This window comes from Streptococcus sp. HMSC070B10, from assembly GCF_001808665.1.
Lineage (GTDB): Bacteria > Bacillota > Bacilli > Lactobacillales > Streptococcaceae > Streptococcus.
Genome location: NZ_KV794132.1, coordinates 12,091 through 37,720 on the forward strand (window position 1 = coordinate 12,091; position 25,630 = coordinate 37,720).

Below are 25,630 nucleotides of genomic sequence, written 5' to 3' on the forward strand. Positions count from 1 at the left end.
TCCTAGTTTGCTCTTTGATTTTCATTGAGTATCAGTCAATAATTTTATTCATTTTTCGATCAAAATCATAGCGCCCCATCATGACAACATGGTCACAATTACTACATTTAATTTTGATATCTGCTCCTACACGTGTAATTTCCCAACGATTGGCCTTTTTACCTGTTGACTTGATGGTGCAAGCATGTGGTTTTTTCATTTCAACAAAATTTCCAACTTGATACATACTACTCTCCTTTTCTTTTTCGATTATATCATAAAAGAGGCGAGCTAGGCTCAACCTCTTTAACTTAATTTGTACGAACTGGTGTAATGAGCTGCATGAAGTCCTCGTCAGTATCTGCTGGCACAAGAGTAAATGGACGAACAGCTGAGATAAAGCTAATAGTCACCTTTTCGCTATTTAAAGCTTTAAGGGAATCAATCAAGTAAGTTGGGTTGAAACTAATAGTCAAATCTTCACCAGTAACCTGATCAGTATCGATTTCTTCGTTTACTTTACCAACTTCTGGAGAGTGAACATGGGCGCTAACAATCCCATCTTTAATTTCAAGTTTCACAGTACCATTTTGAGTCGCACTTGATAAAAGACGAGCACGCTCCATTGACTGGCGTAAGTTTACCACATCAAAAGTAATAGTAGTGTTAAAGTCTGTTGGAATCAAACGATCTGTATCAGGATAGTTACCTTCTAACAAACGAGTATAAAAGCTAATATTTTCGCTTCTAAAGAGGATTTGATTGTTGGCAAAGAAAATCTCTACAGTTTCAATATCATCTGTAAATACTGCTGAAAATTCGCGTAGAGAACGGCTAGGAATCACGACATCAAAATCATCACTATTTTTCTCAAGCGTTAATTTTTTCTGGCTTAGACGATGAGAGTCTGTTGCCACTGTTTTTAGCTCCTTATGCTGATTCAATACAAAATGAACACCTGTTAAAATTGGACGACTTTCTTGTGTACTTGCCGCAAAAGCTGTTTCGTTGATAATTTTCTTGAGTAATTTTGTTTCAAGAACCAAAGGAGTGCTTGCTGAAATTTCTTGGATTCGTGGATATTGCTCGCTATCTTTTCCTTTTAGGGTAATTTCTGATTTGCCGCTGGTTAAAACAATTTGATTTTGTTCAATTTCTTTAAAATCAAGAGTCACATCAGGTAGACTAGATACAACATTGATAAAGAAAGAAGCTTCAAGAAGAATTGAACCTAAAGAAGTAATTAACAAACCAGCATCTTCATTTTTTTGAGAAATAAAATTTTCAATTGAAATTTGACCATTTGAACCAATTAAAGTAACACCTTCATTGGTCACGTCAATTTTTACGGTTGATAAAATAGGAATAGCATTTTTAGAACTAATAGCTCTCTTAGTAGTATTTAATGCTTGTAGAAATAAATTTTTATTAATTGAAAAATGAATCATGGATTCTCCTTTATTTATTTTTAGTATTAGAAGGATAATAGTAATAATAGAGTCTGTGAAATCTGTGGAAAACAGACGTAAAGTAAGTCATATCAAGTTTTTTGGCTTGTTTAAAAAATGTGGATAAAAAAGATAAAAAAACGAAAGTTATCCACAAGCTATTTGATTTTCTTTTTGATTGATTCAATTTCTAAACGTAAATTATCGTCTTCATCAATCAAAGATTTAATTTTTGCATGGGCATGAATGACTGTTGTATGATCTTTTCCTCCAAATTCCTTCCCAATTTTTGGAAGACTATTATCTGTTAATTCTCTAGATAAATACATGGCTACTTGACGGGCCAAAACAATATTTTGAAGGCGTCTGCTTCCCTTCATTTCTTTGACACTAACACCATAGAAGTTCCCTACTTCAGTTTGGATTTTATCAATTGGAATGACGAGGATTTGGCTAACATCTTGTTTGCGAGCTCTAATGGCTTCTGCAGCGATATCGATAGTGATATCCTTAATCTTCTTCACTCTGGCAATTAAAGTGATGTCGTTGATTGCTCCTTCAAGTTCTCGAACGTTTGAATCAAATTGGCCAGCTAGGTATTCTAGGGTATCACTTTGGAAATTGTAGTCTAAATGCTCTGTTTTACTTTGTAAAATGGCAATACGTGTTTCAAAGTCAGGTGGTGTGATGTTTTGCGTCAAGCCCCAGCTAAAGCGCGTGACAAGTCTTTCTTCAAGGCCCTCTAAGTGTTTAGGGCTACGATCACTGGTCAGAACAATTTGTTTTTGATTGTTATGGAGAACATTGAAAGTATTGAAAAATTCTTCCTGAGTTGCAACTTTTTTTCCACTCAGCGATTGAATATCATCAATTAACAAGAGATCGAGGCTACGGTAGGTTTTTTTGAACTTATCCATTTCACCCAGTCTAAGATGTTCAAGAAAGTCGTTTATAAAGCTTTCAGCAGGGATGTACTTCACACGCGCATCAGGAATATTTTTCAAAATCTCATTCCCAATTGCATTGAGTAAGTGAGTCTTCCCAAGCCCAGGTCCTCCATAGATAAAAAGTGGATTATAGGTCAGAGCCAAATCTTCAGAGACAGCCAAGGCGGCTGATACTGCCCAAACATTTCCATCCCCTTGAATAAAATTATCAAAGGTATACTTTTCTTTTAATCCAGTATCCGAATAAGGAATAGATGCTAACTTTGGACTATAATCATAAAGAGTTGAATTTGTAGCTTCTTCAACTTGTGAAATAGTCGTATCTTGAGGTTTGGTGAAAATATAGTGGGGAGTTATCTCAGCATCATAAATTTCAAAACCAGCTACCACAATAATATCTTTTAGTTGTTTTTCCCAGACCATTTCCATTTCAGATCGTGGTAAAAATATAGTGGCAACATTTTCCTCTACCTTGATGAGTTCAGCTTGAATAGCATAGAAATCATACATGGATCGAGTTAATCTTTCTTGAGCAAATTCTAATATACGATTCCAAAATTGTTTTTCTTTCAATCCATTCTCCTCCTTTACTATTTAAAAGTTTAATGTTAGACTTATTTTACCATAGATAGCAAGAATTTTCCACAAGCTGTGAAAATTAATCCACAATGTTATCAAGTTTTATCCACAGGTTGGGGATAAAATCAGAAACTATTGATTTATTAAGCTTTTTATTAAAAAAAAGAGTGGATAACATTGTGAGATAAAAAAATAAAAGAACAGCCTTATTTCAGGCTGTTGATAATTCTACTGTATTCTTCTTGATTTGAAAAAGAAATAATGATTTTTCCATTGTCTTTTTTAGACAATTTGATTTCTACGTCTAATCCAAGTAGTTTTTTTAACTGTTCTTCTTCATTTTGTATGAAATGATCAGTTTTTTGCTGTTTCTTTTGTTTTTTATCTGTCAGAAGAGCTTCTAACTTCCTTACAGAAATGTCTTCCTCTATAATTCGTTGAAAGAAATAGTCTTGTTGTTCCTTATTCAACCCAACTAGAGAACGCGCATGAGCTTGTGATAGTTTGCCATTTTCTACTTCTGAGATAATCTGTTCTGGCAAGGAAAGCAAACGAATGGAGTTGCTGATATATGGACGAGATTTGCCCATTTTATCTGCAATTTCAGCATGGGTAAATCCTTTCTCTACAAGAGATTCATAGGCGCGTGCTTCTTCTATTGGATTTAAATTTTCTCTTTGTAAATTTTCAATGATGGACTGGACCATCATCTCTTGGTCTGAAAGTTGTTTAACAACAGCTGGGATAGACGTTAGACCAGCTAAAAGTGAAGCGCGATAGCGTCTCTCTCCTGCAAGGATTTCATAACCAATAACAGGAGATTGACGAACAATAATCGGTTGAATGACCCCATTTTCTTTGATAGACTGTGCTAGTTCATGTAGTTTTTCTCCATCAAATTCTTTTCGAGGTTGATAGGGATTTTTTTGTATATCCGTGATAGAAATCATTTCAAATTTTTCCATGATTCTACACTAACACATCTTTTCTCTTATGTAAAGCTTTCTTTACATAGATGTCAATTAAGATTCTAAATCGCCTGAACTCTTGTCAAGTTTAATAGATGTAGTTTCTTCTTTACCGTTACGATAGTAAGTTATCTTAATGGTGTCTCCGATAGAATGATTGTAAAGAGCACTTTGTAAGTCTGTTGATGAAGCAATCTCTTTGTCATCTACTTTTGTAATAACATCGTATTTTTCAAGGTGACCATTGGCAGGCATATTACTTTGTACAGAACGAACAACTACACCAGATGTTACATTGCTTGGAATATTCAGTCTTCTAATATCATTTGTATTAATATTTGAGAGATTGACCATTTGGATGCCCAAAGCTGGACGAGTCACTTTTCCGTTCTTTTCTAATTGTTCAATAATATTGATAGCATCATTTGCAGGGATTGCAAAACCAAGACCTTCTACAGATGTTCCTCCATTTGTGGCAATTTTACTTGAGGTAATTCCGATAACCTGTCCTTGAATATTGATTAGTGGGCCACCAGAGTTACCTGGGTTAATAGCAGTATCAGTTTGGATGGCTTTTGTAGAAATGGCTTGTCCATCTTCAGATTTTAAAGATACATTTCGATTGAGACTAGATATGATACCTTGAGTGACAGTATTAGCATATTCAGAACCTAACGGGCTACCGATAGCAATAGCAGTTTCTCCTACGGTTAACTGACTAGAATCACCAAATTCCGCTACTGTTGTCACTTTTTCTGAAGATATTTTGACGACAGCAATATCAGAGAAAGTGTCAGCTCCGACGATTTCTCCAGGTACCTTAGTTCCATCTGACAAACGAATATCTACTTTGCTGGCACCATTTATAACGTGATTGTTGGTGACAATGTAAGCTTCTTTGTCATTCTTTTTATAAATAACCCCAGATCCTTCACTAGAGATTTGCTGAGAATCTGTATCAGTATCATCATTGCCAAATACGCTATTTTGTCTGTTAGCTGAATAAGTAATAACAGAAACAACAGCATCTTTTACTTTGTTAACAGCCTGTGTTGTTGAATTTTCGTTCTTATAGGCGGTCTGTGTGATAGTGCTATTGTTGTTGGAGTTACTTACAGTACTTTTCTGAGTTAGTTGGTTTATTGAAAAACTCCCCAAGGCTCCACTAATAAAGCTAATGACGATAACGACTAATAATTGAAACCATTTTTTGTAAAATGTTTTGAGATGTTTCATATTTGCCTCCATATGTTTTAAATTAATGAAAGTATAAACTGACTAGCTTAATTATAACTTAAAAAGAAAAGTTTTTCACAGATTGTGGATAACTTTCAAAAATCTGTGGTTTTCTCGGCTAAAATTAACCTTTTATTTTGTGAATAAGATGTGAAAAAATAGAGAATATGTTAGAATAGAGTCATGAAAATTAAAGTTGTAACAGTTGGGAAACTGAAAGAAAAGTATTTAAAAGATGGTATCGCAGAGTATTCAAAACGAATTTCTCGATTTGCTAAGCTTGAAATGATTGAGCTAGCAGATGAAAAAACACCAGATAAGGCCAGTGAATCAGAAAATCAAAAAATTTTAGAAGTAGAAGGTCAGAGAATTTTATCAAAAGTTGGTGACCGTGATTTTGTTATTGTGTTAGCTATCGAAGGGAAAATGTTCTCCTCAGAAGAATTTAGTAAGCAGTTAGAAGAAGCTTCTATAAAAGGATTTTCTACTCTTACCTTTATTATTGGAGGGAGTTTAGGATTGTCATCAGCTCTAAAAAAGAGAGCCAATCTTTCTGTCAGTTTTGGCCTCTTAACCTTGCCCCACCAGTTAATGAGACTAGTCCTTGTTGAACAAATCTATCGGGCTTTTACAATACAGCAGGGCTCTCCCTATCATAAATAGAAAATTGACTTTCAATTGAATTTTTGGTAGAATAGCTGTATTAGGTCTCATAGCTCAGCTGGATAGAGCATTCGCCTTCTAAGCGAACGGTCGCAGGTTCGAATCCTGCTGGGATCAATATAGTAGCAAAGCTGGGAATTTTCCCGGCTTTTTTCTTAAAAAAGTACACTTGGGGAGAAAAAAATGACAGTTGAGAGAATTTTATCTAAAATGAAATTCCATTTTGTATAATGGTTTTTGTAAGTTAGCTTACAGGAAAAAACACTTTAGGAGATTTTATTATGAAAAACACAGTTAATTTAGATAAGTTTGTAGAATTGAAGGAAAAAGACTTGCAAAATATTCAAGGTGGGGAGATAAGGCAAACACATAATATTTTCTTTAATTTCTTTAAAAGAAGATAAAGGAGTGGAATAATGGATTTTCTTGCAGTATTAGTTGTGATATTACATATTTTTATTATTAGTAAAAGTTACTATTTAATATGTAAAAATAAAATAAATATAAAAGAACTATGCTTTTTTGGTGGTTATACATTCCTAGTAGAATCAGTATTTGAACTTTCCTTTTATTTTATATACTTAGATGGATTAGGAATTGAAAAATTTTTATTTCCTTTGGTATTATATTCATATTTTAGATTTATTAAAAAGTATGAGAAGTATAGAGGAGTATTATTAAGTTTACTACTATCCCTTTTATATAATAGCACTCATACCTTTCTATCCGTAACTTTATCCTCTATAATAGGAGATGATACTGCCCTACAATATCATAGTCTATTCTTTTTAGTTGTAGTGGCGTTGACTTATGTTGTTATCGTAACAATCATTCGTTATTTCCATTTGGAACTAAACTATTTTGACAAAGACTATCTATATCCTTTCTTGAAAAAAGTATTTTTTGCTTTACTATTGCTACATATTGTATCTTTCGTTTCAGATATGGTAAGTACGATTAAACATTTGAATAGTTTTGGAAGTATTTTATCATCTATTGTCTTTATCTCTTTACTTTTGACTTTCTTTGCAATGAATTCTCATAAAGAACAAATGGAGAAAGAGATTGCTTTGAAGCAGAAGAAATTTGAACAGAAACATTTACAAAACTACACAGACGAAATTGTTGCTTTGTATAATGAAATACGTGGGTTTAGACATGACTATGCTGGGATGCTTGTCAGCATGCAGATGGCAATTGACAGTGGTGATTTACAGGAAATTGACAGAGTTTATACTGAAGTTTTGGTCAAAGCAAATCACAAACTGCGTTCAGATAAATACACTTACTTTGACTTGAACAACATAGAAGATTCAGCTTTACGAAGTTTGGTTGCTCAGTCAATTGTCTATGCTCGAAATAATGGTGTAGAGTTTACACTGGAAGTAAAAGATACGATTACCAAGCTCCCAATTGAACTATTGGATTTGGTTCGTATCATGAGTGTTTTATTGAACAATGCTGTCGAAGGATCGGCTGATAGCTATAAAAAGCAGATGGAAGTAGCAGTTATTAAGATGGAAACTGAAACAGTGATTGTGATTCAGAATTCATGTAAAATGACGATGACTCCTTCAGGAGATCTTTTTGCCTTAGGATTCTCTACTAAGGGAAGAAATCGCGGAGTAGGATTAAATAATGTGAAAGAACTACTAGATAAGTACAACAACATTATTTTAGAAACAGAGATGGAAGGCAGTACATTTAGACAAATCATTAGATTTAAGAGGGAATTTGAATGAAAGTTTTAATTTTAGAAGATGTTATTGAACATCAAGTGAGACTAGAGAGAATATTGGATGAAATTTCGAAAGAATCGAATATTCCAATATCATACAAGACAACGGGAAAAGTTCGTGAGTTTAAGGAATATATCGAAAATGATGAAGTAAACCAGCTTTATTTTCTAGATATTGATATTCATGGAATTGAGAAAAAAGGGTTTGAAGTTGCTCAGTTTATTCGTCATCACAATCCTTATGCTATTATCGTCTTTATCACCAGTCGATCAGAGTTTGCGACTCTAACCTATAAATACCAGGTATCAGCCTTAGACTTTGTTGATAAGGATATTAATGATGAGTTATTTAAGAAGAGAATTGAGCAAAATATCTTCTACACGAAGAGTATGTTACTTGAAAATGAAGATGTGGTAGATTATTTTGACTACAATTACAAGGGAAATGATTTAAAAATTCCTTACCATGACATTCTGTATATTGAAACGACAGGAGTTTCTCATAAATTGCGCATTATTGGTAAAAATTTTGCAAAAGAGTTTTACGGTACCATGACAGATATTCAGGAAAAGGACAAACATACTCAGCGATTTTATTCTCCTCATAAGTCATTTTTGGTAAATATAGGCAATATTAGAGAAATTGATCGAAAAAACTTAGAAATTGTTTTCTATGAAGACCATCGTTGTCCTATTTCAAGATTAAAAATTAGAAAATTAAAAGATATTCTAGAGAAAAAATCTCAAAAGTGATTGACAATTAGTAAGAAATTGATATAATGGTTATATCTGCTACAGATAGAAGGTCCGTTGGTCAAGGGGTTAAGACACCGCCTTTTCACGGCGGTAACACGGGTTCGAATCCCGTACGGACTATTTTATCCGCCATAGCTCAGTTGGTAGTAGCGCATGACTGTTAATCATGATGTCGTAGGTTCGAGTCCTACTGGCGGAGTATAGATAAAAGGGAACACAACTGTGTTCCTCTTTTTATATCAATTTGCATTACCAAGCATTTTCATAAGGAAGTCTGTTATTTCTTGAGGACTTTCTTTTTTTCCATGTGCAATCCAAGTTTGGCAGACACCAAAAAGTGCATGAGTTAGATAGATGCTACTATATTCTAATTCAGTGGTATTGAGATTTAGTTGCATAAATTGCTTTTGTAAATCTGTACTGAGCATGATATGAAGTTTATTTCGTAAGAAATTTTGGATTTCTTTCGTCCCATTTTCAGAAAGAAGGGCAGCCAGAAGTGGTTCTGATTCTAGATATTCAAATACTTCTAAAATGGCATCTCTTTTGTGATGAGCATGTTTTTGAAAAATATATTCAAATGTATGGAATAGCTTGCTTTGATAGTGCTCAATCATATCATACTTATCCTTATAGTGAGTATAGAAGCTGGAACGACTAATTCCGGCTTTTTCTGCTAGCTTGACAGTAGAAATTTGATCAAATGGCTGTTCCATCAGTAATTGTACCATAGCATTTTCAATAGTTCGCTTTGTTTTTAAGCGTTTGTTACTTTCTTGCATATTTCCTCCTTATAAACAAATTAGACTATGTGTCTAAAAATTGATTTTTTTATCTTGTAATTTATATTTTTTATTGTATAATCTATTATATCAAAATTTTAGACAATATGTTTAAAAAAGGAGAAACTATGTTTAAAGAATGGAAAGCAATTTTTAAAAAACCAACCTTTATTATTGTCATGATAGGGATTTCTCTTATTCCCGCTCTGTACAATGTCATATTTTTGTCATCAATGTGGGATCCATATGGTCAATTGTCTGACTTACCTGTGGCAGTTGTCAATAATGATAAAGAGGCTTCCTATAATGGTAATAGCATGTCTATAGGAAAAGACATGGTGTCTAATTTAGAGCAAAATAAATCATTGGATTTTCATTTTGTAGATGAAGATGAAGGAAAGAAGGGATTGGAAGATGGCGATTACTATATGGTAGTGACTTTACCAAGTGATTTATCTGAAAAAGCAGCTTCTATTTTAACGAATCATCCAGAGCAAATGCAAATCGATTATCAGACTTCAAGTGGTCATAGTTTTATTGCCAGCAAGATGAGCGATTCTGCGATGACACAGTTAAAACAGAATGTTTCTGCTAATGTAACCGAATCCTATACGAAAGCTTTATTTCAAAAGATGGGTGATTTAAAATCCGGTTTAACGAAGGCAGCCGATGGAAGTGAACAATTGGCTAACGGGGCCAGTCAGTTAGCTGTAGGAAGTCAGACATTGTCTTCAAATCTTGCTACTTTAGCTAGCTCAAGTTTAACCTTTTCGGATGGAACAAATCAATTTACAAAAGGGTTGACAATGTATGTCACAGGAGTAAAGCAACTGAATAGTGGCTTAGGAACATTTAATGATGGTTTACAGAACTATACAAGTGCGGTTTCACAGGTTGACACAGGACTTAATCAATTATCTTCGAAAACTCCAGAATTAGTTGCAGGTGTCAACCAGTTAAATACAGGGATGAAGTCATATGCTGGTGGAGTTTCACAACTCAATTCAGGTCTCAGTCAATTTTCGGTTGGTGTCAATGCCTATACAAGCGGAGTTGACAAATTATCTGTTGGTACAAACCAACTATCAAGTCAATCAGATACATTGAGAGACGGTATTACTCAATTAAATAAAGGAATAAAAGAAATATCCACACAATTAAATACTTCATCTCAACAGAAAGAGGATATAACACAGTTAGCAAGCAGTTTAGATGAGTTGAATAAGGCTCTCCAATCAGTTACAGTTTCAGATAATACTGATCTTAAAAATACAATATCTAATGACTTAACAAATATAACGACTCTTGCTCAAACTATTGTGACTAATAGTCAAGCAGAGCAAGAGAAAACTCTTACAAATCTTCAAGCAACAGCAACTTATCAATCTCTCACTGAAACTCAGAAAAAAGAATTGACTGAAGCTGTCTCAAATAATTCTAATTCTACGATAGAGTCAGCAAAAGCAATTTTAACGACGGCAGGAGATTTAAAAGAAAATTTAGGAAGTATAAACCAACCAGTCTCTAATCTTTCTACTTTACAGACTAAAGCAAATCAACTTTTACCTATAGCGTCTAGTTCCTTGACATTTATGTCAAGTGGATTTACACAGTTGCAAAATGCTGTAGATAATCAGTTAGTTCCCGGAAGTCAATCAATTGAAAATGGAGTTAATGCGTATACTAAGGGATTGGATACTATTTCTTTAGGTGTAAATCAACTAAGTGAAAAGAATACAACTTTAACAACAAGTTTGGATCAATTGGTTTCTGGCTCAACCAATTTGACAGAAAACTCTTCAAAATTGACAACTGGTTTGGATACTCTAGCTGGGAAAACTCCAGAATTAGTAACAGGTATTGAAAAACTATCATCTGGTTCTGCTCAATTGAACAATAAGAGTCCAGAGTTAATAGCAGGTCTTACTAAATTACAATTTGGCTCTGATCAATTAACAGATAAATCAACACAATTACTTTCTGCAGCATCCCAACTAGGAAGTGGCGCTATGAAGATAGCAGATGGTACTGGAAAATTAGCTGAAGGTGGAGCAACTTTAACTGCTGGTATTGAAAGTTTACAAGTAGGAACTACTGATCTAGGACAAGGCTTAAGAAGTGCTAGCAATCAACTAAAATCAGCATCAACAGAATCTAAAAATGCAGAGATTTTGTCAAATCCACTCAATCTTTCAAAAACAGACAATGATCAAGTTCCTGTAAATGGGATTGCTATGGCTCCTTATATGATATCAGTCGCTCTCTTTGTCGCTGCATTATCAACAAATATGATTTTTGCTAAATTACCTTCAGGTCGTCATCCTGAAACTCGCTGGGCTTGGTTCAAATCTCGCTTTGAGATAAATGGAGTTATAGCTGTTTTAGCCGCTGTCTTAGTCTATGGTGGCGCTCATCTTATTGGTCTAACAGCAAATCATGAAATGAGAACCTTGTTCTTAATTATTATCGCAAGCTTAACATTTATGTCTATGGTAACTGCATTAACAACATGGAATAGCCGTATAGGAGCTTTCTTCTCTCTTATTTTGCTATTATTACAGTTAGCATCAAGTGCAGGTACCTATCCACTTGCTTTGACAAATAATTTCTTTAGAGCTATTAATCCTTGGTTACCAATGAGTTATTCAGTTTCGGGATTACGACAAACAATCTCTATGACAGGAAATATTCATCATCAAGTCATTTTCCTTGCTGTGATATTAGCCCTATTTACTGGTTTAGGTATGCTAGCCTATCAACCTAAGAAAATGGAAGAAGATTAAAAAAATCGACCGATTAATTGGTCGATTTTTTATGCTTTAGATGACTTTCGTCTGTGATTATAGGTTCCAAATAGTAAGAGAGAAGTAAAGGAACAAATTGCTCCAGTAATAAAACCATTGGGAATAAAGGAAAGTGTAATAGTTCCTTTTCCCTTAGGAACGTCAACTTTCATAAAACCAGTTTGAGCTTGTTTAATTTCTATTTTCTTACCATCTTGGTAGGCAGACCAGCCTTTATCATAAGGAATGGTGAAGAAAATGGACGTATCTTGTTTAACATCATATGTAGCAAAGACTTTGTTTTTAGAAGTTGATACTGTGACAGGTTGTTCTTTAATTTTTTGAATTGCCTCGGTGAAAGTTTTGGTATCTAAACGATAGAAGGTAGGAGATTCAAATGATACCTGTGAATTTCCAGGGCAACTAACATTAATATTGAAAGTTTTTTTCTCTTTTGTATAGCCTAGATTAAAGAAGGAGAAGACATTATCAGTTGTAAAAGTTTTCTTTTCCCCATTGACAAGGATGTCAACTTTCTTTTGTTTATCATTAGAAAAGTGAAGGTTTGTGAAAGAAAGATAAACTTGGCTGTTTTCTGGCACTTCAATTTGATATTGGATTGCTGCATCTTCATTTGAAGAACTTGTAACAGTAATCAAATCATCAGTATTCTCTGTTTTTTCATAGGGTATTGGAGAAAAATAATCAAAATTGACGTCAGCAAGTTGATTTAAAAACGAGGCCTGATTATCTAGAGTGTGTTCAGTGAACTTGACATCGTTGTAAATAGATTGACTAGCAAAGGCAATCGGAAGAGAGTATTGATTTTCATATAGGGTAAGATTATCTTTTTGATAGATATCTTGGAAACCATACTTATCAATAGGACTGTCTGAGATATTATACTGGATGCCAAATAAACTATCAGCCAAAATACTATTATTTGCATAACGGAGATTGAGATTAGTCCCAGAGGATTTAAAACCAAGTTTATCTAAAGTAGAGCTTGCTGAACGATTTCGAACAGATGAAAATTGAGAGATTCCATTGTAGTTGAATTTCATACTGTCATTCCCTGTCTGAGTTTGTAGTTTCTCAGTACGAGTAAATGAATTTTCAATATATGTTGAGAAAGATTCCATAGTTGGGATATCTCTACTATATGCACTTCGAGAAGCAAATCCCCATTCCTTAGCAATTCCGTCCATTTGATATGAAGCATTTAAACTTATTTCAACCATTATAAATAAAGAGATTAGGATGGCAAATAGATTTACAGAGATAAACTTTTTGATAAATGCAAGGAGTAAAAGCGAATAGACAACCAAAAATTCAAGAGTAAGCAGAATATTCAAATCTGTTAAAAAAGAATAATGTGATTTTAGATAGATGGTAGCTAAAAATCCTGTTACTACAAGAAAAAGCGAAACTAAAAAGTTCTGGATTTTAATTTCTCTTAGACGATTTAAGACTTCCGCTGCTGTATAAATTAACAAGGTAGAGAAAATCCAAGCATAACGATGTAAAAACATGTTTGGAGTATGCATGCCTTGCCAAAATAAATCAAGAGCTTCAATATAAAAGCTTGCAATTAGAAATGCAAAGAAGATTGCATAGATAAGTTTCACGTGAAACTTAATAGATTTCAGCGTAAAAAATAAAATAGTCAAAATAAAGGGAAGCAGTCCAACAAAAATCATTGGGATGGCCCCATACTTGGTTGTATCAAAGGAACCAATGAATTGCTTAGCAAAGAGATCAAGATACCAGCTACTTTCAGTTTGAAACTTTGTAACTTCAGTTAATTTTTCTCCATGTGTCTGTAAATCAAATAGAGTAGGAAGAGTCAGAATCAAACTAGCCATATCAGCTAAAAAGGAGATAACTATGAAATCAAGAACAGATGATTTTCGAGTCTTAAAGTTCCACGAAATTTGACAGAGATACCAGAAAATAAGAAACAATACTGTCATATAGCCAAAATAATAGTTTTGGATAAATAAGATTGACAGACTTGTAAAGTACAATAGGAATTTCTTTTCAGTGATAAGTAGCTGTAAACCAGTTATAATTAAAGGAATCAAGATAAAAACATCTAGCCAGGTTTTTATCTCTAATTGACTGACAGTGAAACTCATCAGAGCATAGGAAGTAGATAAAGCTAGTTTTAAAGGCTTAGGAATCGATTTAAATAATTTATTTAAACTAAAGTAAGTTGACAGTCCAATCAATCCAAATTTTAAGAGAGTTGTCAGATAGACAGCATCTGGCATATTAGTTAGATCAAAAAAGTAAACTAGTGGTGAAAGGAAACTTCCCAAGTAATAACTAGATAGGGCATAGAAATTTAATCCGAGGCCACTTGTAAAGGTGTAGAACAAACTACCATTTTCGTGTAGGATATTTCGTAAAGCTACATCAAAAATAACGTATTGATGAAACCCATCTCCTAATAGTGGAGATGTATCGCTATTCCAGTAGATACCTTGAGATAGATATACTCCTATCATAATGATTACGGGAATGATGAAAGAAACAAAACAGGTCCAATATGTTTTAAAAAATAATTTCATGTTACCTCATAAAATGTTAGAAAACTCAGCTGGTTAACCCAACTGAGTTTTGAAGATTTTAGTCTTTCCAAAGTTCTTTAACTTTTGCTTGTACTTCTTCATTTTCTAGGAATTCATCATAGGTTTCATCGATACGATCGATAACGCCATTTTTAGACAAGACAATGATATGGTTAGCCAAAGTTTGAATAAACTCGTGGTCATGACTGGCAAAGATGATTGATTCTTTAAAGTTTTTCAATCCATCATTCAAGCTTGAGATAGATTCCAAGTCCAAGTGATTGGTTGGGTCATCAAGTACAAGCACATTTGACTTCAAGAGCATTAGTTTTGAAAGCATGACACGAACTTTTTCTCCCCCTGACAAGACGTTTACAGGTTTGTTAACTTCATCTCCAGAGAAGAGCATACGGCCGAGGAAACCGCGTAGGAAAGTATTGTCATCTTCTTCTTTACTTGCAAATTGACGCAACCAGTCAAGAATTGATTCTCCCCCTGCAAAATCGGCCGAGTTATCTTTTGGCAAGTAAGAACGGCTAGTAGTTACTCCCCACTTGACAGTTCCTTCATAGTCAATATCCCCCATGATTGCACGAATTAATGCAGTCGTTTGGATGTCATTTTGTCCAATAAGCGCTGTCTTATCACCTGGACGCAAGATAAAGCTGATATTATCTAAAATAGTCTCACCATCAATCTTTACAGTTAGATTTTCTACTGTCAAGAGATCATTACCAATCTCACGTTCAGCTTTAAAGTTGATAAATGGATATTTACGACTAGATGGCACAATCTCTTCTAGTTCAATCTTATCAAGCATTTTCTTACGTGATGTTGCTTGTCTTGATTTGGAAGCATTGGCAGAGAAACGAGCTACGAATTCTTGCAATTGCTTAATTTTTTCTTCTGCTTTAGCATTACGGTCTGCTAGCAATTTAGCAGCAAGCTCAGAAGATTCCTTCCAGAAATCGTAGTTTCCGACATAGAGTTTGATTTTTCCAAAGTCAAGGTCTGCCATGTGGGTACATACTTTGTTTAAGAAGTGACGGTCATGGGATACAACAATAACGGTGTTATCAAAGTCAATCAAGAAATCTTCTAACCATGTAATTGATTGGATGTCTAAACCGTTGGTAGGCTCGTCCAAGAGAAGAACATCTGGTTTACCAAAAAGTGCTTTAGCAAGGAGAACCTTTACTTTCTCACCGTTGGCCAATTCACTCATATTTTGGTAGTGCAACTCTTCTGGGATATTTAGGTTTTGAAGTAGTTGAGAGGCTTCACTTTCTGCTTCCCAGCCTCCAAGCTCGGCAAACTCTCCTTCAAGTTCAGCAGCACGGACTCCGTCCTCATCTGAGAAATCTTCCTTCATGTATATAGCATCTTTTTCCTTCATGATGCTATAAAGTTTTTCATTTCCCATGATAACGACATCAATAGCACGTTCATCTTCATAGTCAAAGTGATTTTGACGAAGAACAGAGAGACGTTCATCTGGACCAAGAGAGATGTAACCAGTAGTAGGTTCGATATCTCCAGCTAAAATTTTTAAAAAGGTTGATTTTCCGGCACCATTAGCACCGATTAATCCATAAGTATTTCCTTCTGTAAATTTGATATTGACATCATCAAAAAGTTTACGATCACTAAAACGTAGTGAAACATCAGATACTGTAAGCAATGTTTGTCTCCTATATATGTAATATATTTATTCTACTAGAAAATACGGAAATATTCAAATTTTTATCTGTCAATTTTATGTAAATTATATTTACAATTTACTTTACACAAAAACATAAATAGCAAGACTGATTTATTTTGATAAATTACGGTTATTTCATTAAAAAAATGCTATAATTGAAGGGACTATATCGAAGGAGAACAAAATGACTAAACCCATTATTTTAACAGGAGACCGTCCAACAGGAAAATTGCATATTGGACATTATGTTGGAAGTCTCAAAAATCGAGTATTATTACAGGAAGAGGGTAAGTATGATATGTTTGTGTTCTTGGCTGACCAACAAGCTTTGACAGATCATGCTAAAGACCCTCAAACAATTGTAGAGTCTATCGGAAATGTGGCTTTGGATTATCTTGCAGTTGGATTGGATCCAAGTAAATCGACAATCTTTATTCAAAGTCAGATTCCAGAGTTGGCTGAACTATCTATGTATTATATGAATCTAGTTTCATTAGCACGTCTGGAGCGTAATCCAACTGTCAAAACAGAGATTTCTCAGAAAGGATTTGGAGAAAGTATTCCGACAGGATTCTTGGTCTATCCAATCGCTCAAGCGGCTGACATCACAGCCTTTAAGGCCAATTATGTTCCTGTTGGGACAGATCAGAAACCAATGATTGAGCAAACTCGCGAGATTGTTCGTTCTTTTAACAATGCATATAACTGTGATGTCTTGGTGGAACCGGAAGGTATTTATCCAGAAAATGAGAGAGCAGGGCGTTTGCCTGGTTTAGATGGAAATGCTAAAATGTCTAAATCACTCAATAATGGTATTTATTTAGCTGATGATGCGGATACTTTGCGTAAAAAAGTAATGAGTATGTATACAGATCCAGATCATATTCGAGTGGAAGATCCAGGTAAGATTGAAGGAAATATGGTTTTCCATTATCTAGATGTTTTTGGTCGTCCAGAAGATGCTCAAGAAATTGCTGATATGAAAGAACATTATCAACGAGGTGGTCTTGGTGATGTGAAAACCAAACGTTATCTACTTGAAATATTAGAACGTGAACTGGGTCCTATTCGTGAGCGCCGTATCGAATTCGCTAAGGATATGGGAGAAGTTTATAATATGCTTCAAAAAGGTAGTGAAAGAGCGCGTGAAGTTGCAGGTCAAACCCTATCTGATGTTAAAGGAGCAATGGGACTTCATTACTTTAACTAGGCTTATTTTACAAAAAACTATCATTTCTATCTCAAAGAAAAGATAGTTTTTTATTTACCCCTGTAACATTTGACAAATTTTTATAGAATGGTATGATAGATACAATATAAAAAGCGTCAAGCTCAAAAAGAAAGAAAAGAGGAAACTTCGAATGTCTAATTGGGACACTAAATTTTTGAAAAAAGGTTTTACCTTTGATGATGTATTGCTTATTCCAGCTGAAAGTCATGTGTTGCCTAACGATGCAGATTTAACAACTAAATTGGCAGATAATTTGACTTTAAATATCCCAATTATTACCGCTGCCATGGACACAGTAACAGAGAGTCAAATGGCTATTGCTATTGCTCGTGCAGGTGGTCTCGGAGTTATCCATAAAAACATGTCAATCGCTCAACAAGCAGACGAGGTTCGCAAGGTAAAACGTTCTGAAAATGGGGTTATTATTGATCCGTTCTTCTTGACGCCTGAACATACAATTGCTGAAGCTGATGAGCTTATGGGTCGTTACCGCATCAGTGGTGTTCCAGTTGTTGAAACACTTGAAAATCGTAAATTGGTTGGTATTTTGACAAACCGAGATCTTCGTTTTATTTCAGACTATAACCAACCAATCTCAAATCATATGACTAGTGAAAATCTTGTTACTGCTCCTGTGGGTACAGATCTTGCAACTGCTGAGAGTATTCTTCAAGAACACCGTATTGAAAAACTTCCTTTGGTAGATGAAGAAGGTCGTCTTTCTGGTTTGATTACTATAAAAGATATTGAAAAAGTTATTGAGTTTCCAAATGCTGCTAAAGATGAGTTTGGTCGTCTTCTAGTTGCAGGTGCAGTAGGTGTTACTTCAGATACCTTTGAACGTGCAGAGGCTCTTTTTGAAGCAGGAGCGGATGCGATTGTTATTGATACTGCACATGGTCATTCTGCAGGTGTCTTGCGTAAAATTGCTGAGATTCGTGCTCACTTCCCAGATCGTACTTTGATTGCTGGAAATATTGCTACTGCTGAGGGAGCGCGTGCCCTTTATGAAGCAGGTGTAGATGTTGTCAAGGTTGGTATTGGACCAGGTTCTATCTGTACTACTCGAGTAATTGCTGGTGTTGGTGTTCCGCAAGTAACAGCTATCTATGATGCTGCAGCCGTTGCGCGTGAATATGGGAAAACGATCATTGCTGACGGTGGAATCAAGTATTCTGGAGATATTGTAAAAGCTCTTGCTGCTGGTGGAAATGCAGTTATGCTTGGATCAATGTTTGCTGGAACTGATGAAGCTCCAGGTGAAACTGAAATCTTCCAAGGACGTAAATTCAAGACTTACCGTGGTATGGGATCAATTGCAGCAATGAAGAAAGGTTCAAGCGATCGTTACTTCCAAGGTTCTGTCAATGAGGCAAACAAACTTGTTCCAGAAGGAATTGAAGGTCGTGTTGCTTATAAAGGAGCGGCAGCTGATATCGTCTTTCAAATGATTGGTGGTATTCGCTCTGGTATGGGTTACTGTGGTGCAGCTAATCTTAAAGAACTACATGATAATGCTCAATTTATTGAAATGTCTGGTGCTGGTTTGAAAGAAAGCCATCCTCATGATGTACAAATTACTAATGAGGCACCAAATTATTCTATGTAAAAGAAATAAAAAGAACTCCCGTGAAAACAGGAGTTCTTTTACAATATTGTCAATTTTAGTTTACAGAAACTTTACCATCCTGAATAATGAAGATGCTTAGATTTTCTGGTAGATTTTGAAGATGGTCTAAGCTTGTTGTTGTAATAAAGGTTTGGATTGACTGAGAAATCGTTTCTAATAATTTTAGTTGTCTAGTATTGTCAAGTTCGCTCATAACATCGTCAAGTAGTAATATTGGAGATTCTGTAGTAATACTTTCCATTAACTCGATTTCTGCTAATTTTATAGAAAGGACGAGACTACGATGTTGGCCTTGACTCCCAAAACTAGCGTCCATCCCATTTATATAAAAAGAAATATCATCTCGATGAGGACCGACACCAGTGTTCTTTTTAAATAAATCTCTGGATCTACTTTTTTCTAAAGCAATTTTGAAAGATTCGGATAAGTCTTCTTTGTCAGTTATCTTGACAGAAGATTGATAGGATATTGACAACTCTTCAATCTGATTAGAGAGTTCAAAATGTTTTTTACGCCCAAATGATTCTAGTTTTTTTATGAAATCTAAGCGGTGATTCATCACACGACATCCATAATCGACTAGCTGATCATCTAGTACTGAAAGGAAGGTTTCATCTATTGTTTGAGCTGATTTTAGATAGGTATTTCTTTGTTTAAGGATGTAGTTATAATTAGTTAAATCAGATAAATAGATTGGCTTAATTTGCCCAAGCTCCATATCAATGAATTTTCGTCGAACCGAAGGTGCTCCTTTAATTAGTTGTAAATCTTCAGGAGCAAATAAGACAACATTCATGTGTCCGACATAATCTGAAAGGCGTGCCTGTTTTAAATGATTCACTTTTGTCACACGCCCTTTTTGTGTTAGTTCGATTTCGAGAGGAATGGATCCAGTTTTTTTCTGAACAAGACCTGAAAGATGAAGCTGTTCCTCATCAAAATGAATGAGATTTTTATCAGTTCGAGTTCGATGACTGCGTGTTAAGGCTAAAAAATAGATAGCCTCTAACATATTTGTTTTACCTTGTGCATTGCGTCCTAAAAAGACATTTAATTTAGGATTAAAGTCTATTTTCGTCTCTTTGTAGTTACGAAAAGTTTTGAGAGATAGGTGTTGTAGCCACATGATTATCTACCAGGGAATCGTGGAGCTTGTTTGCTTTTTGGTGATGAAGTAGGTTTAGAGTTGTCTTTCTTTACTCCCTTATTCATCTCTTTGACGAGTTTAGCGATTCGTTTTTTTTCAACTTTATCAGCTTGGTATTCATCTTGTTCTTCAAAAGTAGGTCGTGTCAACAAGATGTCAATATTCATGTCAGGGATGTCAACTTTATCGCCAATACGAAGTTTTTTACCACGACGACTCTCTAATTCTCCATTAAAGTAAACAGAATGTTCAGAGAGAAATGATTTGATAGCTCCTCCGCTATGTGTAATTCCAAGTTCTTTGAGTAGTGCTTGGAGGGTAATAAATTCTTCAAATAATTTGTATTCCATAATTCACCTCAATCTTTGGTATTATACCATATTTTCCTAAAAATAGTGAGAGAAACAAGGAATAATGTAAGCGATTTTTATTTCAAAAGTGTTACAGAGAACAAGAAAATTTCAGTTTTTCGTGATATAATAGAAGTCTGTATATAAGGAGGTAAATCATGGAGTTAGTGCATGGAATTTCAACACATTTTATCCAATCAAAAAAGTTTAAAACGAACAAAATTACCGTGCGTTTTACCGCTCCATTATCCCTCGATACGATTGCAGGTCGCATGTTGAGTGCGAGTATGCTAGAGACTGCTAATCAGATGTATCCCACTTCTCAAGATTTGAGAAGACACTTGGCCAGTCTATACGGTACAGATATGTCAACCAATTGTTTCAGAAGAGGACAAAGTCATATTGTAGAATTGATATTTACCTATGTTCGTGATGAGTTTTTAAGTAGGAAAAATGTGCTAACTTCTCAGGTTTTGGAACTTGTAAAAGAAACTCTTTTTTCACCCGTAGTAGTTGATAATGGGTTTGATTCGGCTTTATTTGAAATTGAGAAAAAACAATTGCTAGCAAGTTTAGCAGCTGATATGGATGATTCTTTTTATTTTTCACATAAAGAATTAGATAAGTTGTTTTTTTATGATGAACGTCTCAAATTGGAATATAGTGATTTACGAAATCGTATTTTAGCTGAAACTCCACAAAGTTCTTATTCTTGTTTCCAAGAATTTTTGGGCAATGATCGAATAGATTTCTTTTTCCTAGGTGATTTTAATGAGGTCGAAATTCAAAATGTATTAGAATCATTTGCCTTTAAAGGTCGAAAAGGAGATGTGAAGGTTCAGTATTGTCAACCTTATTCCAATATCCTACAAGAAGGTATGGTTCGGAAGAATGTGGGACAATCCATTTTGGAATTAGGTTATCATTGCCCTTCTGAATATGGTGATGAGCAACATTTACCCATGATTGTAATGAATGGTTTACTTGGTGGATTTGCTCATTCTAAGCTCTTTACAAATGTCCGTGAAAATGCTGGATTAGCTTATACTATTTCAAGTCAGCTCGATTTATTTAGTGGATTCTTGAGGATATATGCTGGTATTGATCGAGAAAATCGGAACCAGGCTCGTAAAATGATGAATAATCAACTGCTTGATTTAAAAAAAGGTTATTTTACAGAGCTTGAGCTAGAGCAGACCAAGGAAATGATTCGTCGGTCTTTGTTGCTTTCTCAAGATAATCAATCTTCATTGATTGAACGTGCTTATCAAAATGCCTTACTTGGAAAATCTTCAGCAGACTTTAAAGGTTGGATTGCAAAACTCGAGCAAGTTGACAAAGATGCTATTTGTAGAGCAGCTAATAATGTGAAACTACAGGCGATTTACTTTATGGAAGGAATAGAATGACAAAGGTTGTTTTTGGAGAAAAGTACTATCCAGCTGTAAAAGAAATGGTTTATCGAACTCGTTTAGCAAACGGATTGACAGTTGCTCTTTTGCCTAAAAAGGAATTTAAAGAGGTTTACGGGAGTGTAACTGTACAGTTTGGTTCGGTAGATACGCTTGTAACAGAAGTTGACGGAGATGTAAAAGAATATCCTGCGGGAATTGCTCATTTTCTTGAACATAAATTATTTGAGAGAGAAGATGCTAGCGATTTGATGTCGGCTTTTACGAGTCTAGGTGCAGATAGCAATGCCTTTACAAGCTTTACAAAAACAAACTATCTTTTTTCATCGACGGATTATCTCTTAGAGAATTTAGATTTACTTGATGAATTGGTAACATCAGCACACTTTACTGAAGCTTCCATTCTGAGAGAGCAGGATATTATCCAGCAAGAACGAGAAATGTATCAAGATGATCCAGATTCGTGTTTATTCTTTTCAACTTTAGCAAATTTGTATCCAGGCACACCTTTAGCAACTGATATAGTTGGAAGTGAGGAGTCCATTTCCCAAATCAATCTAACTAATTTGCAAGAAAATTTTACAAGGTTTTACAATCCTGTAAACATGTCTTTGTTTTTAGTTGGTAATTTTGATGTGGAGCGAGTACAGAATTACTTTGAAAGCGAAGAACTGAAATATTCAGATGTTCAGGAAGTAGCAAGAGAAAAGTTACTTTTACAAGATGTAAAGCAAACGGACACTATGAGAATGGAAGTATCTTCTCCCAAACTAGCGATTGGGATTAGAGGTAGTCGAGAGGTTGCTGAGGCGGATTGCTATCGATATCATATTTTATTAAAATTATTGTTTGCAATGATGTTTGGTTGGACTTCGAATCGTTTTCAAAAGTTATATGAATCAGGTAAAATTGACGCATCCTTATCTCTTGAAGTTGAAGTAACAAGTCGCTTTCATTTTGTTATGTTGACAATGGATACAAAAGAGCCAGTTGCTTTATCTCATCAGTTTAGGAAGGCTATTCGTAATTTTACAAAGGATTCAGATATTACAGAGGATCATTTAGATATTATCAAAAGAGAGATGTTTGGGGAATTTTTCAGTAGCATGAACTCTCTTGAATTTATTGCAACGCAATATGATGCTTTTGAACATGGTGAGACAATTTTTGATTTACCAAAGATTTTACAGGAAATTACTTTAGAGGATGTACTTGAAGCAGGGCATCACTTAATAGATGAAGGGGATATAGTTGATTTTACAATATTCCCATCGTAGTAACCTATCATAATAGACACTAGAAAGAAGGGATGACAAGTATGAGGAAAAAAACAATTGGTGAGGTTTTACGTTTAGCTAGAACTAACCAAGGGTTGACTTTAGAAGAATTACATAAAAAAACAGAAATTCAGTTGGAGATGTTGGAGGCAATGGAAGCTGATGATTTTGATCAACTTCCTAGTCCATTTTATACTCGTTCTTTTTTGCGAAAGTATGCTTGGGCAGTTGAGCTAGATGAGAGAATTATCTTGGATGCTTACGATTCTGGGAGCATGATTACTTATGAGGAAGTAGATGTTGATGAAGAGGAGTTGACAGGTAGGAGACGTTCAAGTAAGAAAAATAAGACATCATTTTTACCTTTATTTTATTTTATACTCTTTGCACTATCGATTGTCATTTTTGTGACTTATTATGTTTGGAATTATATTCAGACTCAACCGGAGCGTTCATCTGCGTCTAGTTATAGTGTAGTCCAAGCAACAAGCTCGACTAGTTCTGCAACTCCATCTTCAACTAGTAGTGGTTCATCAAGTAGCTCTTCGAATATTGAACCAGTTATAAGTGTATCAGGTGAAGGAAATTATGTAGAAATCGCTTATAAAACAAGTAAGGAAACTGCAAAATTGCAATTATCGGTTTCAGATGCTAGAAGTTGGGTTAGTGTTTCAGAAAGTGAGCTTGAGGGTGGTGTGACCTTATCACCGGATAATAAAAGTGCGGAAACAACAGTTTCAACAAAAAATCCTGTGACCATTACTTTAGGTGTTGTCAAAGGTGTTGCTTTAACAGTAGATAATCAGACTGTTGATTTATCGAAATTAACAGCTCAAACTGGACAAATCACTGTAACCTTTACTAGAAATTAAGGAAAAACGAATGAAAAAAGAACAAATTCCCAATCTCTTAACAATAGGTCGAATTCTCTTTATACCTATTTTTATCTTTATTTTAACGATAGGAAATTCGCTAGAAAGTCATATAGTAGCAGCTATTATATTTGCTATTGCCAGTATTACCGACTATTTAGATGGATATTTAGCTCGTAAATGGAGTGTGGTTAGCAACTTTGGGAAGTTTGCGGATCCAATGGCGGATAAGTTACTAGTAATGTCGGCCTTTATTATGTTGATTGAGCTAGGGATGGCTCCAGCTTGGATTGTTGCAGTGATTATCTGTCGTGAGTTGGCTGTGACAGGTTTAAGGCTTTTATTGGTTGAAACTGGTGGAACGGTTTTAGCAGCAGCAATGCCTGGAAAAATTAAAACTTTCAGTCAGATGTTTGCCATTATTTTCTTGCTATTACACTGGACTTTGCTTGGTCAAGTTCTACTTTATGTAGCCTTATTTTTCACTATCTACTCTGGCTATGATTATTTCAAGGGTAGTGCCTATGTATTTAAAGGGACATTTGGTTCGAAATGAAATCAATAATTGATGTAAAAAATCTATCTTTTCGCTATAAAGAAAATCAGAAATACTATGATGTGAAGGATATTACGTTTCACGTGAAACGTGGAGAATGGCTTTCGATTGTAGGGCATAATGGTAGTGGTAAATCAACGACAGTACGGTTAATTGATGGCTTACTGGAAGCAGAATCTGGAGAGATTGTAATTGATGGCCAACGGTTGACTGAGGAAAATGTTTGGAATATACGTCGTCAAATCGGTATGGTTTTTCAAAATCCAGACAATCAATTTGTTGGAGCGACTGTTGAAGATGATGTAGCCTTTGGTTTGGAAAATCAGGGACTTTCTCGTCAAGAAATGAAAAAAAGAGTGGAAGAAGCTCTGGATTTGGTTGGCATGTTGGACTTTAAAAAGAGAGAGCCAGCTCGTCTGTCAGGTGGCCAAAAGCAACGTGTGGCCATTGCAGGTGTTGTAGCCCTAAGACCAGCTATTTTAATCCTAGATGAAGCAACGAGTATGTTGGATCCTGAGGGACGTAGAGAACTGATTGAGACAGTAAAAGGAATTCGAAAAGACTATGATATGACGGTCATTTCCATTACACATGATTTGGAAGAAGTTGCCATGAGTGATCGTGTATTGGTCATGAAAAAAGGGGAAATTGAATCAACTAGTAGTCCAAGGGAACTTTTTTCTCGAAATGATTTAGATCAAATTGGATTAGATGATCCTTTTGCCAATCAATTAAAACATTCTTTGAGCCAGAATGGCTATGATTTACCTGAAAATTATTTGACAGAAAGTGAGCTAGAGGATAAGCTATGGGAATTGCTCTAGAAAATGTGAGTTTTACGTATCAAGAAGGGACTCCCTTAGCTTCAACAGCTTTGTCGGATGTTTCCTTGACGATTGAAGATGGTTCTTATACGGCTTTAATTGGGCACACAGGTAGCGGCAAATCAACTATTTTACAACTTTTAAATGGTTTATTGGTGCCAAGCCAAGGGAGTGTGC

Annotated in this window: 23 protein-coding genes and 3 tRNA genes; 16 read left to right on the forward strand and 10 right to left on the reverse strand. The window is 35.0% G+C overall.

Annotated elements, in window-relative coordinates:
- Window positions 1-31: 31 nt before the first annotated feature.
- The 5 genes from HMPREF2613_RS00215 to HMPREF2613_RS00235 form a co-directional block, all read right to left on the reverse strand.
- The gene (locus HMPREF2613_RS00215) at window positions 32-226 is read right to left on the reverse strand and encodes a DUF951 domain-containing protein (RefSeq protein WP_000285186.1); all 195 of its coding nucleotides are present in this window, start codon (window positions 224-226) and stop codon (window positions 32-34) included.
- A 64-nt stretch (window positions 227-290) separates the two neighbouring features.
- Entirely contained in the window at window positions 291-1,427 is a 1,137-nt protein-coding gene (gene dnaN / locus HMPREF2613_RS00220) for a DNA polymerase III subunit beta (protein WP_070478103.1), read from the reverse strand.
- A gap of 158 nt (window positions 1,428-1,585) precedes the next feature.
- Window positions 1,586-2,947 carry a chromosomal replication initiator protein DnaA gene (gene dnaA, locus HMPREF2613_RS00225; RefSeq protein ID WP_070478105.1) on the reverse strand — a complete coding sequence of 454 codons (1,362 nt, stop codon included), beginning with the start codon at window positions 2,945-2,947 and terminating at the stop codon, window positions 1,586-1,588.
- A 212-nt stretch (window positions 2,948-3,159) separates the two neighbouring features.
- Window positions 3,160-3,918 carry a ParB/RepB/Spo0J family partition protein gene (locus tag HMPREF2613_RS00230; protein WP_070478107.1) on the reverse strand — a complete coding sequence of 253 codons (759 nt, stop codon included), beginning with the start codon at window positions 3,916-3,918 and terminating at the stop codon, window positions 3,160-3,162.
- A 57-nt stretch (window positions 3,919-3,975) separates the two neighbouring features.
- Entirely contained in the window at window positions 3,976-5,157 is a 1,182-nt protein-coding gene (locus HMPREF2613_RS00235; protein ID WP_070478109.1) for a serine protease HtrA, read from the reverse strand.
- A 183-nt stretch (window positions 5,158-5,340) separates the two neighbouring features.
- Between HMPREF2613_RS00235 and rlmH the strand changes: the two genes are divergently transcribed.
- From rlmH to HMPREF2613_RS00270, 7 genes are all read left to right on the forward strand, one after another.
- Window positions 5,341-5,820 carry a 23S rRNA (pseudouridine(1915)-N(3))-methyltransferase RlmH gene (gene rlmH / locus HMPREF2613_RS00240; protein WP_070478111.1) on the forward strand — a complete coding sequence of 160 codons (480 nt, stop codon included), beginning with the start codon at window positions 5,341-5,343 and terminating at the stop codon, window positions 5,818-5,820.
- 43 nt (window positions 5,821-5,863) lie between these two features.
- Window positions 5,864-5,937, forward strand: a tRNA-Arg gene (locus HMPREF2613_RS00245).
- A gap of 164 nt (window positions 5,938-6,101) precedes the next feature.
- Window positions 6,102-6,224, forward strand: coding sequence for a competence-stimulating peptide ComC (gene comC, locus HMPREF2613_RS00250; protein ID WP_004238992.1), 123 nt, complete (start codon window positions 6,102-6,104; stop codon window positions 6,222-6,224).
- A gap of 12 nt (window positions 6,225-6,236) precedes the next feature.
- A complete protein-coding gene (gene comD / locus HMPREF2613_RS00255; RefSeq protein WP_070478113.1) occupies window positions 6,237-7,562 on the forward strand; it encodes a competence system sensor histidine kinase ComD in 1,326 nt (441 codons plus the stop codon).
- A complete protein-coding gene (gene comE, locus HMPREF2613_RS00260) occupies window positions 7,559-8,311 on the forward strand; it encodes a competence system response regulator transcription factor ComE (RefSeq protein WP_000866073.1) in 753 nt (250 codons plus the stop codon). The genes comD and comE overlap by 4 nt, the downstream gene beginning before the upstream one ends.
- A gap of 51 nt (window positions 8,312-8,362) precedes the next feature.
- Window positions 8,363-8,434 (forward strand) — tRNA-Glu (locus HMPREF2613_RS00265).
- A gap of 5 nt (window positions 8,435-8,439) precedes the next feature.
- A tRNA-Asn gene (locus HMPREF2613_RS00270) sits at window positions 8,440-8,513 on the forward strand.
- Window positions 8,514-8,553: 40 nt separating this feature from the next.
- On the opposite strand, the gene HMPREF2613_RS00275 is transcribed toward HMPREF2613_RS00270, so the two are convergent.
- A complete protein-coding gene (locus tag HMPREF2613_RS00275) occupies window positions 8,554-9,096 on the reverse strand; it encodes a TetR/AcrR family transcriptional regulator (RefSeq protein WP_070478116.1) in 543 nt (180 codons plus the stop codon).
- A gap of 128 nt (window positions 9,097-9,224) precedes the next feature.
- Between HMPREF2613_RS00275 and HMPREF2613_RS00280 the strand changes: the two genes are divergently transcribed.
- Window positions 9,225-11,879, forward strand: coding sequence for a YhgE/Pip domain-containing protein (locus HMPREF2613_RS00280; RefSeq protein WP_070478118.1), 2,655 nt, complete (start codon window positions 9,225-9,227; stop codon window positions 11,877-11,879).
- A gap of 29 nt (window positions 11,880-11,908) precedes the next feature.
- On the opposite strand, the gene HMPREF2613_RS00285 is transcribed toward HMPREF2613_RS00280, so the two are convergent.
- Window positions 11,909-14,452 carry a YfhO family protein gene (locus tag HMPREF2613_RS00285; protein ID WP_070478120.1) on the reverse strand — a complete coding sequence of 848 codons (2,544 nt, stop codon included), beginning with the start codon at window positions 14,450-14,452 and terminating at the stop codon, window positions 11,909-11,911.
- Window positions 14,453-14,510: 58 nt separating this feature from the next.
- Window positions 14,511-16,133 carry an ATP-binding cassette domain-containing protein gene (locus tag HMPREF2613_RS00290; protein WP_070478122.1) on the reverse strand — a complete coding sequence of 541 codons (1,623 nt, stop codon included), beginning with the start codon at window positions 16,131-16,133 and terminating at the stop codon, window positions 14,511-14,513.
- 205 nt (window positions 16,134-16,338) lie between these two features.
- Here HMPREF2613_RS00290 and trpS point away from each other — a divergent pair, with 205 nt between their 5' ends.
- Complete coding sequence (gene trpS / locus HMPREF2613_RS00295; protein WP_070478124.1) at window positions 16,339-17,364, forward strand: tryptophan--tRNA ligase; 1,026 nt, start codon at window positions 16,339-16,341, stop codon at window positions 17,362-17,364.
- 151 nt (window positions 17,365-17,515) lie between these two features.
- Window positions 17,516-18,994: an IMP dehydrogenase gene (gene guaB, locus HMPREF2613_RS00300; protein WP_000073418.1), complete on the forward strand. Its 1,479-nt coding sequence runs from the start codon at window positions 17,516-17,518 to the stop codon at window positions 18,992-18,994.
- A gap of 55 nt (window positions 18,995-19,049) precedes the next feature.
- Here the strand turns inward: guaB and recF are convergent, their stop codons facing one another.
- Together recF and yaaA are read right to left on the reverse strand one after the other, a co-directional pair.
- Window positions 19,050-20,141, reverse strand: a complete 1,092-nt coding sequence (gene recF / locus HMPREF2613_RS00305; protein ID WP_070478126.1) for a DNA replication/repair protein RecF — start codon at window positions 20,139-20,141, stop codon at window positions 19,050-19,052.
- Window positions 20,142-20,143: 2 nt separating this feature from the next.
- Window positions 20,144-20,512, reverse strand: coding sequence for a S4 domain-containing protein YaaA (gene yaaA / locus HMPREF2613_RS00310; RefSeq protein ID WP_070478128.1), 369 nt, complete (start codon window positions 20,510-20,512; stop codon window positions 20,144-20,146).
- A 158-nt stretch (window positions 20,513-20,670) separates the two neighbouring features.
- Here yaaA and yfmF point away from each other — a divergent pair, with 158 nt between their 5' ends.
- The 6 genes from yfmF to HMPREF2613_RS00340 all read left to right on the forward strand — a co-directional run.
- Complete coding sequence (yfmF, locus tag HMPREF2613_RS00315) at window positions 20,671-21,921, forward strand: EF-P 5-aminopentanol modification-associated protein YfmF (RefSeq protein WP_070478129.1); 1,251 nt, start codon at window positions 20,671-20,673, stop codon at window positions 21,919-21,921.
- Entirely contained in the window at window positions 21,918-23,201 is a 1,284-nt protein-coding gene (gene yfmH / locus HMPREF2613_RS00320) for an EF-P 5-aminopentanol modification-associated protein YfmH (protein ID WP_070478131.1), read from the forward strand. The genes yfmF and yfmH overlap by 4 nt, the downstream gene beginning before the upstream one ends.
- Before the next feature lie 41 nt (window positions 23,202-23,242).
- Window positions 23,243-24,073, forward strand: coding sequence for a cytoskeleton protein RodZ (gene rodZ / locus HMPREF2613_RS00325; RefSeq protein WP_070478138.1), 831 nt, complete (start codon window positions 23,243-23,245; stop codon window positions 24,071-24,073).
- 10 nt (window positions 24,074-24,083) lie between these two features.
- Window positions 24,084-24,629: a CDP-diacylglycerol--glycerol-3-phosphate 3-phosphatidyltransferase gene (pgsA, locus tag HMPREF2613_RS00330; RefSeq protein ID WP_061589682.1), complete on the forward strand. Its 546-nt coding sequence runs from the start codon at window positions 24,084-24,086 to the stop codon at window positions 24,627-24,629.
- Window positions 24,626-25,453, forward strand: coding sequence for an energy-coupling factor ABC transporter ATP-binding protein (locus tag HMPREF2613_RS00335; RefSeq protein ID WP_070478140.1), 828 nt, complete (start codon window positions 24,626-24,628; stop codon window positions 25,451-25,453). The genes pgsA and HMPREF2613_RS00335 overlap by 4 nt, the downstream gene beginning before the upstream one ends.
- Window positions 25,438-25,630 (forward strand): ATP-binding cassette domain-containing protein (locus HMPREF2613_RS00340; RefSeq protein ID WP_148129925.1); only part of this gene is annotated, 193 nt, incomplete at its 3' end. The genes HMPREF2613_RS00335 and HMPREF2613_RS00340, both read left to right, overlap by 16 nt.

Coding starts and splice junctions, on each gene's coding strand:
- HMPREF2613_RS00215 (WP_000285186.1), bottom strand. CDS start 226: ATGTATCAAGTTGGAAATTTTGTTGAAATGAAAAAACCACATGCTTGC.
- dnaN (WP_070478103.1), bottom strand. CDS start 1,427: ATGATTCATTTTTCAATTAATAAAAATTTATTTCTACAAGCATTAAAT.
- HMPREF2613_RS00230 (WP_070478107.1), bottom strand. CDS start 3,918: ATGGAAAAATTTGAAATGATTTCTATCACGGATATACAAAAAAATCCC.
- HMPREF2613_RS00235 (WP_070478109.1), bottom strand. CDS start 5,157: ATGAAACATCTCAAAACATTTTACAAAAAATGGTTTCAATTATTAGTC.
- rlmH (WP_070478111.1), top strand. CDS start 5,341: ATGAAAATTAAAGTTGTAACAGTTGGGAAACTGAAAGAAAAGTATTTA.
- comC (WP_004238992.1), top strand. CDS start 6,102: ATGAAAAACACAGTTAATTTAGATAAGTTTGTAGAATTGAAGGAAAAA.
- comD (WP_070478113.1), top strand. CDS start 6,237: ATGGATTTTCTTGCAGTATTAGTTGTGATATTACATATTTTTATTATT.
- comE (WP_000866073.1), top strand. CDS start 7,559: ATGAAAGTTTTAATTTTAGAAGATGTTATTGAACATCAAGTGAGACTA.
- HMPREF2613_RS00275 (WP_070478116.1), bottom strand. CDS start 9,096: ATGCAAGAAAGTAACAAACGCTTAAAAACAAAGCGAACTATTGAAAAT.
- HMPREF2613_RS00280 (WP_070478118.1), top strand. CDS start 9,225: ATGTTTAAAGAATGGAAAGCAATTTTTAAAAAACCAACCTTTATTATT.
- HMPREF2613_RS00285 (WP_070478120.1), bottom strand. CDS start 14,452: ATGAAATTATTTTTTAAAACATATTGGACCTGTTTTGTTTCTTTCATC.
- trpS (WP_070478124.1), top strand. CDS start 16,339: ATGACTAAACCCATTATTTTAACAGGAGACCGTCCAACAGGAAAATTG.
- guaB (WP_000073418.1), top strand. CDS start 17,516: ATGTCTAATTGGGACACTAAATTTTTGAAAAAAGGTTTTACCTTTGAT.
- recF (WP_070478126.1), bottom strand. CDS start 20,141: ATGTGGCTACAACACCTATCTCTCAAAACTTTTCGTAACTACAAAGAG.
- yaaA (WP_070478128.1), bottom strand. CDS start 20,512: ATGGAATACAAATTATTTGAAGAATTTATTACCCTCCAAGCACTACTC.
- yfmF (WP_070478129.1), top strand. CDS start 20,671: ATGGAGTTAGTGCATGGAATTTCAACACATTTTATCCAATCAAAAAAG.
- yfmH (WP_070478131.1), top strand. CDS start 21,918: ATGACAAAGGTTGTTTTTGGAGAAAAGTACTATCCAGCTGTAAAAGAA.
- rodZ (WP_070478138.1), top strand. CDS start 23,243: ATGAGGAAAAAAACAATTGGTGAGGTTTTACGTTTAGCTAGAACTAAC.
- pgsA (WP_061589682.1), top strand. CDS start 24,084: ATGAAAAAAGAACAAATTCCCAATCTCTTAACAATAGGTCGAATTCTC.
- HMPREF2613_RS00335 (WP_070478140.1), top strand. CDS start 24,626: ATGAAATCAATAATTGATGTAAAAAATCTATCTTTTCGCTATAAAGAA.